A 15,743-nucleotide genomic window follows, 5' to 3' on the forward strand; every position below is an offset into this window, starting at 1 on the left:
ATGAAATTAAGTGAGATGAAGAAAGGACAACGCGCAACAATTGTTCGGGTGGGTGGAATAGGTGCTTTGCGACGCAGAGTTCTTGAAATGGGAATGGGTAAGGGCGTCGAGATATATGTCGAAAAATATGCTCCCTTGAAGGATCCGCTGGAACTGATCGTAAAAGGCTATCATGTTTCTCTTCGGGTTGAAGAGGCTGAACAGATCACCGTAGATGAGGTGAAGTAATTAATTATGAAATCAAACTGCTTGACCATTGCCCTTTCCGGTAATCCGAATTCCGGTAAAACAACGATTTTTAATAACATTACGGGAACCCGTCAGAAAGTAGGCAACTGGCCCGGCGTTACCGTAGAAAAAAAAGAAGGGCATATATCCCGTTACGGGTATGAGATCAAAATCGTCGACCTTCCCGGAACCTACAGCTTAACCCCGTTTTCCATCGAAGAGATCGTTGCCCGGGATTTTATTCTTGACGAGCATCCGGATGTTGTGGTGGATATCATTGATTCATCCAACCTGGAAAGAAATCTGTACCTGGCCACCCAGCTCAGAGAGCTGGACTGCAAGGTGCTGTTTGCCTTGAACATGACCGATCTGGCACGTTCCAGAGGCATCAAAATCGATGCTGAAAAACTCTCCGAACTGTTGGCGGTTAAGGTCGTGTTTACCGTGGGTAATCAAAACGAGGGGATTGACCAGCTGTTGAAAGCAGCCATAGAGTTGGCCGAAACCGATGTAAATCTGTCGGAAAATCCCCGCCGGGTTCAATACAGCAAGGATATTGAACAATCTATCACTGAGCTGGAACACGAGATAAAACAGTATGCCGGTGCCCGCCTGCCGTATAATTTCAGATGGGCAGCCGTTAAACTGCTCGAGGATGATACGATTGTCCGGAACCGAATCGCTGATTATGCGGGTGACCACAGTGAACATATACTGCGCAAGGCCGGTCAGTGCCGGGATCGTCTGATCAATCGCTTTGACGATGATCCGGAAATAGTGATGACCGATGAACGGTATGGATTTATTGCCGGCGTCATTAAAGAAATCCAGACAATCTCTACGCAACAGCGGGTGGATATATCCCGGAATATTGATCTGGTATTGACCAATCGGTTTGTCGGGTTTCCTATTTTTATTTTTTTCATCTGGGCCATGTTTCAGTTGACCTTTACGCTGGGCGCGGTTCCCATGAACGGGATAGAAACCGGCGTGGAGTGGATTTCGAAAATGATGACAGGGATCCTGCCGGAGTCTCTGTTGAAAGATCTTGTCATCGACGGAATCATCGCCGGCGTGGGCAGCGTGATCGTGTTTCTGCCGAATATTTTGATTCTGTTTTTCTGTATCGCCATATTTGAAGATACCGGGTATATGTCCCGGGCGGCGTTTTTAATGGATAAAATCATGCACCTGATCGGGCTTCACGGAAAGTCGTTTATTCCCATGCTGATGGGATTTGGCTGTAATGTTCCGGCCATCATGGCGGCCCGTTCCCTGGAAAGCGAAAAAGACCGGCTGCTCACCATACTGATTACTCCGTTTATGTCCTGTTCGGCAAGGCTTCCCATTTATATCGTTATTGCGGGTACCTTTTTCAGTGCCAGGGCCGGAACCGTTATCTTCTGCATTTATCTGTCCGGCATCCTGGCTTCCATTTTAACCGGCCGTCTGCTTCGGTCCACGTTGTTAAAAGGGGCGGATGCCCCCTTTGTCATGGAGCTGCCTCCGTACAGAGTGCCCATGCTCAAAAGCCTCCTGATTCATATGTGGGACCGCAGCAAAATGTTTTTGAAAAAAATGGGAGGCATTATATTGGTCGGCTCCATCGTTATCTGGGCACTGGCCGCGTTTCCGAAGCAGACGCTCTATTCTCAGGACTATGATGCGCAGATTCTTCAGCTGCAGACATCCTATCAGCAGAGCATCATCAATTCGCCTCCTGCGCAGATATCCTTACTGGAGGGCCGGCGCGATGAAGCGCTAAAACGGATTTTTTCGGCCCGTAACGCTGAAAAAATTGAACAGTCGTATATGGGCCGTATTGGAAAAATTGTATCGCCGCTGTTTGCCCCTCTGGGTATCGATTGGCGGGGCAGTGTGGCGTTGATGACCGGCTTTGTCGCTAAGGAAATAGTGATCAGCACCATGGGAATCCTTTATGCTGCCGGAGAAAAATCCGATGCGCTTCGATCCGCACTGATGGCTTCGGATATGACCCCCCTGGCGGGCCTGTCGATGATGTTTTTTGTGCTGCTGTATGTTCCGTGTCTGGCAACGTTAACCACGATCCGGCGGGAAACGAATTCGTGGAAATGGACATGGTTCAGCATCACGTACAGCACCGGCGTTGCCTGGGGAGTTTCCTTCTGCATTTATCAGGGAGGCAAGATCCTGGGGCTGGGTTGAATGGCCGCCGGCATCCATCCGGTTGCGCCTCGTTTGCCGTTTCGATGATGTGCTTTCAGGAGAACCCCGGCTATGGAAAAGATTTTTGTCATTGGTGATATCCATGGCTGCTTTCAAAAGCTGTGCACGCTCATGGATCGGATTGATTATGATGGCGAACAGGATACGCTCGTGTTTCTGGGGGATTATATTGACCGGGGATATGAATCGTATGACGTGGTCCAGTATCTGGCGGGGTTGAGTGCCCGGCGGCAACGAATTGTTTTTTTGAAGGGCAATCATGAACAGATGCTTGAAAATTATCTGGCCGGGACCATGCGGTTCGTTTATATAGTCAATGGGGGGGCTCAGACGCTGGAGAATTATCAGGCGCATCGTGCCGGGTCGCTTTCCCCCCTGATACCCGATAGCCATCTGAAATTTTTTTCCGGATTGCTTCTGTACTATGAAACCGATGATTATGTATTTGTGCACGCCGGGTTACGCGATAATGTGCCGTTAAGACGACAGCGGCCTGAAGATCTTCTCTGGATTCGCGATTTGTTTATCAGATCCGATCATGATTTTGGTAAGCGGATTATTTTTGGCCACACGCCATTTGCCGAACCGTTGGTGCTTCCGAATAAAATCGGAATCGATACGGGCGCAGTATATGGTAATAAACTCACCTGTCTGGAATTGCCGGCCTGTAAATTTTATTTTTCCTGACCTCGTAAACGGTGTTCAGGGCTAACCATCCGTGGAGCGGATGGTGCATTGGAACCTGGGCAGTTTTCAGGCCGCGATGCCGAAATGGCGAAGCAGATAATTCAGCGCTTCTGATTCCACCTGTTTTTGAAGCAACCCAATGGTGATGAACCCGTAAAAAGTACCCACGCCCGTTATTCCCACGCAGGCGGGAATCTATAACGTGCTTAACTGACGGGATTTCTTATTTTATGTGAATGACAAATGAGGGCTGAATATGACTTTTTACAAGGCGATCAATGTTATGATTATCAACGGAAGGCGGTTTGAATTTCTTATCCATATAAAAAGAGGCGGGTTATGATAACGCAACTGCTGAAAAACATTAAGTGGCTCGGGCACTCCGGGTTTCGGATCCGGTCCGGTCAAACGGTGATCGTGATTGATCCCTATAAAGTCACGGACATTGTGCCTGCGGACATTATATTGATTACCCATCCGCATTTTGATCATTGTTCCATAGATGATATCCGCCGGATTCAAAAGCCCTCGTCGGTTATTGTAACCGAATCCGACTCGGCAGAAAAACTTTCGGGCGATATCCGTATCGTAGCGCCCGGGGACAAGTTGTCGGTTTACGGGATACAAATTGAAGCGGTCCGTGCCTATAATGTGAATAAAAATTTCCATCATAAGGGGAAAAACTGGCTGGGTTTTATCATCACGGTGGACACGATTCGAATTTACCATGCCGGAGATACGGATCTGATTCCGGAAATGGAGACGTTTTCGGCTGACATCGCCATGCTCCCTGTATCCGGCACCTATGTTATGAATGTTGAAGCCGCCGTTGAAGCGGTGAAACTGATTCAGCCCACGGTGGCGATTCCCATGCACTATGACCTGATCATCGGATCAACCCGGGATGCAATCGAGTTTAAAAAAGCTTTGGAGGGATTATGCGACGTCGTTATTTTTTCAACCTGAAACTGGTGCTGATAATCAGCTGCCTTTTGCTTATGCTGAGTACAACTGCACTGGCTGAGCGGCTCTCGGTTAAAGAGGCTACAGCGAATATCCGTTCAGGCCCGGGCACGACGTATGACATATTGTGGCGGGTTGAAAAATTTTATCCGCTTGTTATTTTGAAAAAAAGTGGTAATTGGTATTTGTTCAGCGATTTTGAAGGAGATGAAGGCTGGATCAATGAGGCGCTGGTTTCCAGCGTTGCGTCAGTAATTGTAAAAAAAGATCACTGTAATGTTCGGTCCGGGGCGGGAACCGGATCCACTGTCGTTTTTACTGTCGATAAAGGGGTCCCGTTCAAAGTGCTGCAACGCAAAGACAGTTGGCTTCATATCCAGCACGCTGACGGAGATCAGGGATGGATCCATGCGTCTCTGGTCTGGTAGGACCCCGGCTTTTGCATCGGCTCAGAGGGCGGTGATTCGATAAAATCAACTTTTGCAGATGTTTCAGCCGAAGATCTGCAGATCCGGGGAAAAATATGTTGAAACAGGGGAGGAAAGATGGCCAGGAAAACAAAAATATCACGTAAACAATTATTAAAAGGACCCGATGAATTTCTGACGTTCTCCAGTAAATTGATTCGGTATGCAGTGGAACACAAAACAGCGGTTTTATCGGTGGTGATAATCTGCATCTGTTTGCTTTCGGTGATTGTCGGGTATCGGCACGTCACGAATAGGGATGAAAACAACGCCTTTGCATTGCTTCAAAAAGCCACGAACCGGTATCAAGCGCTGGTTAATGAGAAGGGGGGGCCGGAAGCGATAGCCGATGTGGCAGGTGATTTCCAGAAGATTGTTGATACCTATCCCGGTCGGTATGGTGGGAAATTTGCAAAAGTCGCACTGGCCAATATCAATTACAATGCCGGGAAGATCGATGAGGCTGCCGGCCTGTATCGGGAGCTGCTGGATCAGTTCTCCGGTATATCTCCTTCCCGGGAGCTGATTATCAGCAGTCTCGGCTATTGCAGTGAAGCGAAGGGGGATCTGCCTGCCGCGATTACCTGGTTTGAGATGCTTGCAAATCCGGATGAGAACTCTTTTATGAAAAATGAAGCCCTGTTTCATCTGGGACTTCTTTACGAGAAAACCGGAAAATCGGATCAGAGTGCGGATGCGTTCAAACAGATTGCCGCTGGTGCTGAAGGCTCATTATACTTTGAGCTGGCAAAAGAAAAAGCAAATGGATAGGCCTGAGGGGCAAAGACGGATAAAAATTCGGGCGTATGGGCACAATTTGTTTTTGCCGGGGACTATCATTATAGATAGCGGGATTGATGCAAAATAAATGGCTGATCGAATTATATCCGATCAGCCATTAAGGAGAAAGACAGATGAAAAATATTAGGTTTAATATGTATTAGGTTTAATTAATTTAATGCAATTTTTTTGCCAAATCGGAACTGTGAAGAAAAAAAGTTTATTTTTTAATGAAAAGTATAAAAAATACAAGCAGTTAGGTCTATCAGAATAAAGCGGTCATATAAATGGTAATTGCCTGCGTTTGGGCAATGGAGTTCAAATATTTGAACGGAAAAAGATGCTGGTATCTCTAACCTGCTGAATATATTAAAGACTATGGATGTGTTTTCGGGTTCAAAATTTTGAACCCGAAAACACCGGGTGCTTGTCAGGCTGGATTCCCGCCCGTTTCTGCGTCAGACACAAGTTTAAAATTTTGAACCAAAGTCCAGATGATATTTTTTGATTTTCTGATTCAGTCCGCTTTTCCCGATCCCCAGCAGTTGTGCGGCATGTGCCTGTACATTATCTGAGAGTTTCATGGCCCGCTCGATCATTTTTTTTTCCACCATGGCGAGTGTATCATATAATTTTGCATCAGCCGGGACGTCTTCGATATGAAGCACGTTGTAGGCGGTTTTCTTGAAATTTCTGGGCAGGTCGGAAACTTTGATCAGCCCGCCCGGGCATAGAATCATGGCTCGTTCAATCACATTTTCAAGCTGGCGGATATTACCGGGCCAGTTGAAGTCATGAAACAGCCGTTCAACTTCCTGATCAATGCCGGTAACGGGAATGTCGGATTGCCGTTCATCAGAATATTTATTCATGAAGTGCCGGGTCAACAGGTGAAGATCTTCGGGACGTTCCCGCAAAGGCGGTAATGCAATATGGAGCACATTCAGCCGATAAAAAAGGTCCTCTCTGAAATGCCCCTGCTCCACTTCCTGCTTTAATGTTTTATTGGTTGCGGCAATAATCCGGATATCCACAGAGATCGTTTTGATGCCGCCGACTCTTTCAAAGACTTTTTCCTGAAGTACCCGCAGCAGTTTGACCTGGAGCAGTTGAGAAAGCTCTCCTATTTCATCCAGAAACAGCGTGCCCCCGTCTGCCAGCTCAAATCGGCCTTTTTTCATGGAAGCCGCGCCGGTAAATGAGCCTTTTTCATGGCCGAAAAGTTCGCTTTCCAGAAGATTTTCAGCCAAGGCGGTGCAGTTGATGGCAATGAAAGGTTTGTCCCGTCGGGGACTGTTAAAATGAAGGGATTTGGCGACGAGTTCTTTTCCCGTTCCGTTTTCCCCTTCGATCAGTATGGTTGCCGTAGAGTTTGCCACCTTGCGAATCGTTTCAAAGACATCCTGCATCGAACGGCTTTTGCCAAGGATGTTGCCGAAGCTGTATCGGGATTCGACGGCATCGCGAAGCCGGGTGTTCTCCTTGACGACGCGGGACATGTCAAGTGCTTTGTTCACATAAGCGACCAGCTTGTCATTGTCAAACGGCTTGGTGATATAACTGAACGCCCCTTTTTGCATGGCTTCAACGGCTTTTTCAACCGTACCGTATGCGGTCATCATGATTACGGGAATGTCAGGCCGTTTGCTTTTAATTTTATCAAGCATTTCAATGCCGTCCATCGAAGGCATTTTCATGTCTGTCAGCACCAGATCCACATCGGAAACATTCAGAATGTCCAGCGCATCGAAGGCATTGTTGGCCGTTAATGTTTCAAACCCTTCTTCTCCAAGAACAGCGCTTAAAATCAGCGGATAATTTTTTTCATCATCGACAATAAGAATTGTCTCCATATTATGTCTCCTTCAGGACAGGGAGCCAGACCGTTACCTGTGCACCCCAGACCGGCCGGTTCTCAATCCGGATCGTGCCGCCATGGGATTCGATAATGTTTCTGACAATACCCAGGCCAAGGCCGGTTCCGTTTTCCTTGGTGGTAAAAAACGGGTTCCAGACGTTTTCAAGAACATCCTGAGGGATGCCGGCGCCTTCATCTTTAAAGGCAATGATAACATCCGATGCCGAAGCGCTGATATCGATGTGTATTTTTCCCCCATCGGGCATGGCTTGCATTGAATTGATGAGAATGTTCAGAAATGCCTGATAAAGCATGCCCGGGTCCGCAGAGATTTCCGGAACATCATCCTGGAGGTTTTTTATGATCGAATAGCCCTGCTGCTGCATATGCGTCGATAAGAAGGTGATATTTTTTTCCAGGACGTCAATGATCCGGCAGGGAAGCAGATTCGGTTTTTTCGGTTTCGCACAATCCAGAAAATCCGTGATGATATGATTCAGCCGCATGGATTCTTCAACAATGATATCCGGGATGGCGTTTGATGGATCAACGTCGGCCATCTTTTTTTTCAGCAGTTCGGCCGAACTTTTGATAATGCCTAGCGGGTTGCGGATTTCATGGGAAATTCCGGCGATCATTTCTCCCAGGGAAGACAGGTGCTTTGCCAGACTGAGCTGTTCTTTGAGTTCCATCTGCTCCAGAGCCCGTTTTTCGATGATGCCTTCACCGCGCTTGACAATAAACAGCAGTACCAGAAAAATAAGGCCCATCACCAGTGCATAGGTTTTGATCACCAGAATCTGGTATCCGGAGATGACTTTGTAGTCATCAGATAAATTCTGAATGATTTCGATGACCCCCAAGACAGGTCCGGATGCTCTTGAAAGGGGTTTTTCGGCTCGAAAGGGAACGGACGTGATCAGTTTGCTTTCTTCAGGAAATCCCATCAGAATTTGCATAAAGTTGCCCCGTTGAATCAATTCGGAGGAGCATTTCCCGCCAATCGCTTGAGAATATCCGGTTCCGCCAAGATTTTCCTTGCCGACCAGGGTTTTGTCGATACTATATGAAATGATATTATTCATATCGTAGATTTTGACCATGTCGATCTTGAAGCTGTGAAGGGTGTTTTTGACCACCTTGTCCATTCGTTCAAATTGATCCGGGTTTCTGAGCTGGATTTTACCGTATCTGAGGGCCACAGGGATAACGAATTGCAGAAATACCTGATGATTTAAATTTTCGGCAAGCAGCAGGGCGTAATCTTCACTGGTTTTGCGCTGCATGGTTCGCGCCCAGTGAGAATTTAAAACAGCCAGCACCATCGTGCCAATAAAGATAACAATAAGACTCGTAAAGGTGAAGTATTTAACCAGTCTGAACGGTTTGACTTTTTCTTCTGTAACGTGTGAGTTCAATCAATCAAGCTGTGTATGCAAAAAATGTTGAGTGGTTAGGTGCCTGAGTGCAAAACACGGTGTGTCGTTCGCGCACTGTCAGACAGATACATTAACATATTAATTCAAATGATGTTATGGCAGTCGGTCGGCCGCTGCGGCAGTCGCATACGGAGGGCCGCAACGGCTTCCAATTAAACGGATCTTTAATTGGTTGGCAATGGAACGCTGAGCAGCAGCGTTTTTATATCTTCATCGGAAAAATCAATTCCGGCTCCGATAAAAAGGGATTCGTCCCCCTCGTCACTGATAAAATCATCAAAGCCCGCTGTCAGATAAATATGTTGAAACGGCGTAAAATCAGCCTTGAATTTTAAATGGGCATTTTTTTCGGAATCAAAATCAAAGGCCTCAAAAGAGAAGGTCAGCCGGTCGTTGAACAGATAATAATCAATGCCGACCCCTCCCGTAGATTCAAACAAACCGCCTCTGAAGGCAATATCGTAATAGCGCTTGGCAATCTGAGCTGAAAATTTCAGTTCATCCTTATCCGTTTCCTCGATATGTTCGCTGAACGGCGTACCGTTCCGGGTTCCCGTAATATCCGTGATATCCGTATCGCCTCTGGGATCATCTACCACCTGAAGCAGGTAATACTTATCCTCTCTGGGCTGGATGCGAAGTGAGAGATAGGACTTTGCATCCTGGCTGTCAAACAGGTATTCGCCCCTGTAGCTGAGAAATGTTTTGAAGCGTTTTTCTTTGGACATGAAATCGTTCAAGCCCGATAAGGTCGCGTTCAAATTGTCAACCGTCTCCTCATCGTTGACCAGCTTGCCAAGCGTGCCTTCTCCCTGGTTGATTTTTTCGGTGATATGGTTCAGAGAAACAAGAGCGGTATTCAAGTTGTCAACGGTTTCATTTTTATGAATCAGTTTGCCGATACTTCCCTGACCGGTATTTATGGTTGAGGTGATCTGGTTTAAGTCGGCTATAAGGGTCTGGATGTTTTCAGAGGCCTGGCGGATATTTGCCACAATCGTGTGGACGTCGTCGGTATTCTCATCGCTGATGTCTTTTAATTTGCCTGAAAAATCAGAAAAATTGCGAACCGTTTTTGTGATGTCCGCCTGGTTTTTCCGGACCGTATCGTTGAGCGTAATCACCAGTTCTTTCAGGTTGTCCATAATTACACGAATGGAAGCTTCGCCTTCATCGCCCCCGACCACGTGGGTAAATGCCGTGGTGATCAGTTTGATATCATCAGCGACTTCCCCGAGGGTATTGATCAGCGTATCCATATCGGTAGCCGCCTTTGTCCGGACAATTTTTTCACCTGCCTGAACCGGAGGCGCTGAAGCGGAGCCGGGAATCAGCTCAACGTATTTGTCGCCCAGAATGCCTTTAGTCCGGATGGCGGCTGTCACATCCCGGGTCAGTTTGACATCCTGACGAATCGTCAGGGTGACAAGGGCTTTGTTTCCGTCAAGGGAGATTTTACTGACCCTGCCGATTTCCACTCCCGCTATTTCAACCGACACATCTTCCTTGAGACCCGATGCGGAGATAAATTGTACCTGAATGTCATAGCCGGCGTTTTGTTGAAAAGCCAGTTGGCCGATTTTCATGGACATATATCCAAGAATGAGGATGCCTATGAGAACAAAAACACCGACTTTTGCTTCTATGCTGAATTTGGCCATATTGTCCGAACCATTATAAAATAAGTGTAAAAGGCACCTTACTTAATGCCTTTTCGATAGTGTAATAAAAAGATAATGACGTTTCTTGACTCAAATTAAACGGGAACCTGGCAGCTCATTGTTGTGCTTTATTTTTCCATGAACCGATAAATTCCTGTACTACGGGATGGTTCGATCGGCGTATTTCATCCGGGGTGCCGGATTCAATAATTTTCCCATGATACAACATTGCGATTTTATGAGCAATCCTGAATGTAGATTCAATGTCATGGCTGATCACGACACAGGTCGCTTTCGTATTTCGCTGGGCTTCTACAATCAGATTGTTGATCGCATTGCACATCAGCGGATCCAGCCCGGTGGTAGGCTCATCAAACAGGATGATTTTAGGATCCAGTGCAATGGCCCTTGCCAGGCCAACACGTTTGCGCATGCCCCCTGAAAGTTCGGAAGGCATTTTATGGGATATATTTTTCAATCCGACCAGGGCCAGTTTGGATTCTACAATTTCCATGATTTTTTTTTCAGTTAACCGTGTATGCTCTTTAAGGGGAAAGGCAATATTCTCTCCCACCGTCATTGAATCAAATAATGCGGCATCCTGAAACAGCATGCCGAATTGTTTGCGTATGTTGTTGAGCTGCTTTTCGCTGGCGGCTCCGATGTCTGTGCCATCAACGAGTATCTGACCGGTATCAGGGCGAATCAATCCGATGATGTGCTTGAGCAATACACTTTTTCCCCCCCCGCTTTGACCGATGATAACGGTGATTTTTTCCGCCTCTATGGTCAGATCAAGATCGTCCAGTACCTTTTGGCCTTTGAAGGATTTGCTGATTTTGATTAGCTTGATCATCTGAACATGACCGCTGTAAGAAAATAATCGCTGATTAAAATAGCAACCGAAGCGTATACGACGGATTCAGTGGTGGATTTGCCCACACCTTCTGCCCCGCCTTTTGTATAAAATCCTTTGTAACACCCTACCAGAGACAGAATCAATCCAAAAACAGCCGATTTGATCAGTCCATTGAGGATGTCCTCCATTTCTACGAGTTCATAGATTCTGGACATGAATATTCCGGAGTTGATTTTGAGTAAACTTATCCCTACAAAATATGCACCGGCAATCCCGATAAAATCACAGATGATGGTAAGTACCGGAAGCATGAGGGTGCCTGCGAGTATTCGGGGTAGAACCAGATACTGCACCGGATTGACCGACATGGTATACAAGGCATCGATTTGTTCAGTGACCCGCATGGTGCCAAGTTCGGCAGCCATGGCTGATCCGGCGCGGCCTGTTACCATCAGTGCGGTAAACACAGGGCCGAGTTCTCGGGTCATGGCCAGCGCGACCGTAACTCCCACAAGGCCCTCTCCGCCAAACATCCTGAATCCGTAATAGGATTGAAGCGCGAATACCATCCCTGAAAACGCGCCGGTGATCATGACGATGGACAATGAGTTTACGCCCACAAATTCCATTTGTTTTATAATGACCCGAAGGCGCAGTGGCGGACGCAGCAACCAACCAATGGCAGAAAATAACAGTAGAACAATTCTTCCGAATTCTTCACATATGGCAATAATCGGTTTTCCGGCAAGTTCCAGGAAGCGTATCATAACGGTCTATAATCTTTGAGGTTATGTGTGTTTACGGCAGACAAAATTCCGTGATATTTAAATCCGGAACCTCCATGAATAAGGTTGATTACAGAAGGTGAAGAAATAAACGGTTTCCGGCGGACACAGCCGGATTATTGACTGGATGACAGCTTGCAGATGTTGAGATAACATCATGCAACACCCGTTGGTTTAAAAGTCTTTGGACTATATATTGACTAAAAAAACCGCTCATGAAGGTTTGATTATAATTAAAAGGGTGATGGAACTATTTTATGGCCGTTTATTTTCTTTATGCTATAAGAAAACTAAGTTATAAAGTCAAGGTAAAGCTGATGTTCCTCCAATGGCGGGGTGACGTCTGTACAAAAAATTCAGGCTTTTAAATGTGATACGGCTTCTGTGTGTGGATATCGATTGGGAATGGAAACAGAAAACCGAGTGATAAGATATAAGGAAAGTGCGGCATTATCGGGAAGGTTGTTCACAGATTTCCAGCGGTTGAAACTTTAATAAATAATCAAGTTTGATTTGGTGAGATATCATAATTTTCTTGACTTGATTTGTGGACAAGGTAATTATAAATTTTTTTCAAAATAAATTAATTACGCTGAAGTGTAGGAATGCGCCGGGATGAAATGTCGAACATACGAGAGGGGCGCTGTGTACAGATGAAGCTCCGGCGTTTGTTTCGCTTGTTTGCCTGCTTAATGGAAAATATTCTGCCTCAGAAAATATGGAAGCGGTATTTTCTGCCTGTCTCAAAGATGTCAGATCGTTTCAGTGGCCGGGGCTTCGTGACGGCTCATGGTCAGGGGATTTTATCAGATACGATTGAATAAACCGGTAGTAAAGGAATTGTCCCGAATACAGTCAGAGATGGTGTCCTATGATATTAAAAGAAAAAAACACACTGGTTGGGCTTGATATCGGTTCCAGAACAATTAAGGCTGGAGAGATAGCGGCTACCCATAAAGGGGTGAGCCTGAAACGATTCGGAATGATCGATATCGCTCCGGGCATGATTGAAGAGGGAGCTGTCAAGGACTGTCAGGGGGCCTCTCAGGCTATCCGGAAACTGTTTAAGGACAATCACTTTAAAAATAAGAATGTGGCAATTTCGATCGGCGGGACTTCCGTTATTGTGAAAAAGATTGTCATGTCCGCCATGAGCGAAGACCAGGTACAGGAAACCATTCAGTTTGAAGCCGAACAATACATTCCGTTTGATATAGCCGAGGTAAATCTGGATTTTGAAATCATTGGTCCCAATGAGCATAATTCCAACCAGATGGATGTCCTTCTGGTTGCCGCCAAGCAGGAAATAATTGACGGGTTTGTCAATCTGGTTCAAATGGCTGATCTTATTCCCTGCGTCGTTGATGTGGATGCATTTGCCCTCCAGAATATATTTGAATTCAATTATGATGTGACAGAGGAAAACATCGCACTGATCGACATCGGGTTCAGCAAGACATCGTTAAATATATTAAAAGGCAATACATCGGTATTCATGAGAGATGTATCGCTTGGGTGTGGTCAGATTGATCAGCAGATCGTTTCGTTGATTGATTGCTCGGTTGAAACCGCGGATAAAATTAAACTCGGTCAGGAATCGGACAAGATATCCGGAGAGCAGTTGACGGAGATTGTGGGATTCATTGTATCGGATTGGTGTCTGGAAATCAGGAGAGCGTTGGACTTTTTTTATTCAACCTATCCGGAGGATCAAATTCACAGGATCATACTCAGTGGGGGGGGCGGGCATATCAAGGAATTCCGTCACCTTCTGGCAATTGAAACATCGGCGGAAGTTGAAACCATCAATCCCTTTCAACAACTTGCTGTTGACAGCGGCGAGTATGAATCATCCTATCTCCAGCAAATTGCACCCCAGGCGGCTATATGCTTAGGGCTGGCTTTGAGAAAAGTAAATGACAAATGATACGAATTAATCTGCTGCCATATCGAACCGCTCGAAAGAAAGAAAATGTCAGACGTCAGGTGTCCATTTTTTTTCTGATGTTAATTCTGGTTTCCATCGTTTGTGTCTATGCCCATACATATTTGAATGGCAAATTGTCCGAGTTGACAATAAAGGTTGAAGATACCAAAAAACAAATCGCTCAATATGAGCAAAAAGTCAAAGAGATCAACAAGATAAAAAAAGAACTCGACGTATTGTCAAAAAAAATGGAGATTATCAGCCAGCTGGATTCCAGCCGTAAAGTGCCGGTGAAACTCCTCGATGCCATGACCCGGCTCATTGTCCAGAAAAGGATGTGGTTTGAGAGCCTGAGTGCAACAGACAATGAAGTTTCCATTGCCGGGATTGCGCTGGATAATAAAACAGTTGCCGACTTCATGACCCGGCTGGAAAATTCAACCCTGTTTCCCTGCGTCAATTTAAGGACCCTGAAACAGACGACTATCAATAATATGAAACTGAAACACTTCGATATTTCATGCAAAATGAAGGGCTGAGTCTGAACGTTAAAAGGGCGGTATCCTATGAACAGCGTGAATATCTCATCAACCGTTGATCCCGTATTTGAGAAAATCGGAAATCTTTCCAGAGCTCAGAGAATTCTGATATGCGTCAGTGTGTTCGTGCTGCTGATAGGTGCTTTTGCCTATTTTTCCTACCTGCCGAAGATAAGCCAGATTAAGGATATGACCGAGCAATATGAGCAGCTGGGAGCAAAGTTGTCTTCCTCCAGAATCCAGGCCGCACAACTTGAGCGTTATCGGGAAAAAAGGGAGAAAGCTGAAGACGAGTTTAAAATAGTGCTGAAAAAACTTCCGGAGAAGAAAGATATTCCCTCATTGCTTGCAAGCATTTCCCAGTCCGGAAAGGAGTCCGGGCTGGATTTTATATTGTTCCAGCCGGAAGCCGAACAGAGCAGGGAGTTTTATGCCGAAATTCCTGTTTCCATTCAGGTGGAAGGAAATTATCACAATGTGGCACAGTTTTTCGATAACGTGTCGATATTGTCCCGAATCGTCAATATTAAGGATATCAGGATGGTTTTTTCCCCAAAAGAGGGAAAGCTCCTTACGTCCTGTAAAGCGGTAACCTATCGATTTATCTCTGATCCGGTTAAGGATGAGAAACAACCTTCGAATCAAAAGAATAAATAGACTGTTATGCAAAATTTTGCGGTTATTCTGCTAAGAATCGTTTGTCTGTTGTGTGTGTTGATCCTTACCTGTGGGGGATGCCGGAAAACCGAGGAAACGGTCCGGACACCGATGGTGGTGGTGAAAAAGATATCGATTCCGACTTCTCCTCCACCAGCGGCCAGGGCGGCAGAACCGTTGGCCCCTGAAGTGAAGCAGGCTGCGCCTCAACCGGCCCCGGCCACAGGGGACGAATCCGGTGTGCCGTCGGGTCAATCAGCGACACCGGCAGAATCCGCCTCAAATTCGGCTGAAATACAGCCACCGGTGTACGTCTATGATCCTGAAGGAAAGGTGAATCCTTTTATGCCCCTGATCGGAGGGATTGGCTCCGATAGTGAAGAAATAAAAAACGGTGAGAGAAAAAAGAGAATTCCTCTGACGCCGCTTGAAAAAATTGACCTGAGCCAGTTGAAACTGGCAGGCATCATCCGGGCAAAAGGCGCTAATAAAGCCTTGGTTGAAGAATCTTCCGGTAAAGGATACATCATTGTCGAAGGTACATTTATCGGGATTCATTCCGGCAAGGTGACCGATATCTTAAAGGATCGGGTCATTGTTGAAGAGGAATTTGAAGATATTCCGGGTAAAGTGGTTGTCAGAAAACGAGAAATGAAGCTTCAGAAACCTCCTGGAGAAGAGTAAC

Annotated in this window: 15 protein-coding genes; 10 read left to right on the top strand and 5 right to left on the bottom strand. The window is 46.1% G+C overall.

The annotated features are described in order from the left end of the window. The 6 genes from PHQ97_11790 to PHQ97_11815 all read left to right on the top strand — a co-directional run. The coding region (locus tag PHQ97_11790; protein ID MDD4393412.1) for a FeoA family protein at positions 1–228 on the top strand (228 nt) is incomplete at its 5' end. Positions 229–234: 6 nt separating this feature from the next. Next, positions 235–2,415 carry a ferrous iron transport protein B gene (gene feoB / locus PHQ97_11795; protein ID MDD4393413.1) on the top strand — a complete coding sequence of 727 codons (2,181 nt, stop codon included), beginning with the start codon at positions 235–237 and terminating at the stop codon, positions 2,413–2,415. A 72-nt stretch (positions 2,416–2,487) separates the two neighbouring features. Further along, positions 2,488–3,123: a metallophosphoesterase family protein gene (locus tag PHQ97_11800; GenBank protein ID MDD4393414.1), complete on the top strand. Its 636-nt coding sequence runs from the start codon at positions 2,488–2,490 to the stop codon at positions 3,121–3,123. Between the two features lie 339 nt (positions 3,124–3,462). Then, entirely contained in the window at positions 3,463–4,089 is a 627-nt protein-coding gene (locus PHQ97_11805; GenBank protein MDD4393415.1) for an MBL fold metallo-hydrolase, read from the top strand. Next, positions 4,062–4,514: an SH3 domain-containing protein gene (locus PHQ97_11810; GenBank protein ID MDD4393416.1), complete on the top strand. Its 453-nt coding sequence runs from the start codon at positions 4,062–4,064 to the stop codon at positions 4,512–4,514. The genes PHQ97_11805 and PHQ97_11810 overlap by 28 nt, the downstream gene beginning before the upstream one ends. Before the next feature lie 117 nt (positions 4,515–4,631). After that, a complete protein-coding gene (locus tag PHQ97_11815) occupies positions 4,632–5,324 on the top strand; it encodes a tetratricopeptide repeat protein (protein ID MDD4393417.1) in 693 nt (230 codons plus the stop codon). A gap of 479 nt (positions 5,325–5,803) precedes the next feature. Here the strand turns inward: PHQ97_11815 and PHQ97_11820 are convergent, their stop codons facing one another. From PHQ97_11820 to PHQ97_11840, 5 genes are all read right to left on the bottom strand, one after another. Beyond that, the gene (locus PHQ97_11820; GenBank protein MDD4393418.1) at positions 5,804–7,186 is read right to left on the bottom strand and encodes a sigma-54 dependent transcriptional regulator; all 1,383 of its coding nucleotides are present in this window, start codon (positions 7,184–7,186) and stop codon (positions 5,804–5,806) included. A 1-nt stretch (position 7,187) separates the two neighbouring features. Further along, positions 7,188–8,609 carry an ATP-binding protein gene (locus PHQ97_11825; protein ID MDD4393419.1) on the bottom strand — a complete coding sequence of 474 codons (1,422 nt, stop codon included), beginning with the start codon at positions 8,607–8,609 and terminating at the stop codon, positions 7,188–7,190. Between the two features lie 185 nt (positions 8,610–8,794). Continuing rightward, positions 8,795–10,291, bottom strand: coding sequence for an MlaD family protein (locus tag PHQ97_11830; protein ID MDD4393420.1), 1,497 nt, complete (start codon positions 10,289–10,291; stop codon positions 8,795–8,797). A 115-nt stretch (positions 10,292–10,406) separates the two neighbouring features. Then, positions 10,407–11,147 (bottom strand): ABC transporter ATP-binding protein, encoded by a 741-nt coding sequence (locus tag PHQ97_11835; GenBank protein MDD4393421.1) that lies wholly within the window; start codon positions 11,145–11,147, stop codon positions 10,407–10,409. Continuing rightward, positions 11,144–11,917: an ABC transporter permease gene (locus tag PHQ97_11840; GenBank protein MDD4393422.1), complete on the bottom strand. Its 774-nt coding sequence runs from the start codon at positions 11,915–11,917 to the stop codon at positions 11,144–11,146. The genes PHQ97_11835 and PHQ97_11840 overlap by 4 nt, the downstream gene beginning before the upstream one ends. Before the next feature lie 889 nt (positions 11,918–12,806). On the opposite strand from PHQ97_11840, the gene pilM reads away from it, so the two are divergent. The 4 genes from pilM to PHQ97_11860 are packed head-to-tail and all read left to right on the top strand — an operon-like array spanning position 12,807 to position 15,742. Continuing rightward, on the top strand, positions 12,807–13,862 hold the full coding sequence (gene pilM / locus PHQ97_11845; protein MDD4393423.1) for a type IV pilus assembly protein PilM: 1,056 nt from the start codon (positions 12,807–12,809) through the stop codon (positions 13,860–13,862). Next, a complete protein-coding gene (locus tag PHQ97_11850; protein ID MDD4393424.1) occupies positions 13,859–14,401 on the top strand; it encodes a PilN domain-containing protein in 543 nt (180 codons plus the stop codon). The genes pilM and PHQ97_11850 overlap by 4 nt, the downstream gene beginning before the upstream one ends. Before the next feature lie 27 nt (positions 14,402–14,428). Next, positions 14,429–15,058, top strand: a complete 630-nt coding sequence (locus PHQ97_11855) for a type 4a pilus biogenesis protein PilO (GenBank protein MDD4393425.1) — start codon at positions 14,429–14,431, stop codon at positions 15,056–15,058. A 6-nt stretch (positions 15,059–15,064) separates the two neighbouring features. Then, on the top strand, positions 15,065–15,742 hold the full coding sequence (locus tag PHQ97_11860) for a pilus assembly protein PilP (protein MDD4393426.1): 678 nt from the start codon (positions 15,065–15,067) through the stop codon (positions 15,740–15,742). Position 15,743: the final 1 nt, after the last annotated feature.

Source organism: Desulfobacterales bacterium (genome assembly GCA_028704555.1).
Taxonomy (GTDB): Bacteria; Desulfobacterota; Desulfobacteria; order Desulfobacterales; family JAQWFD01; genus JAQWFD01.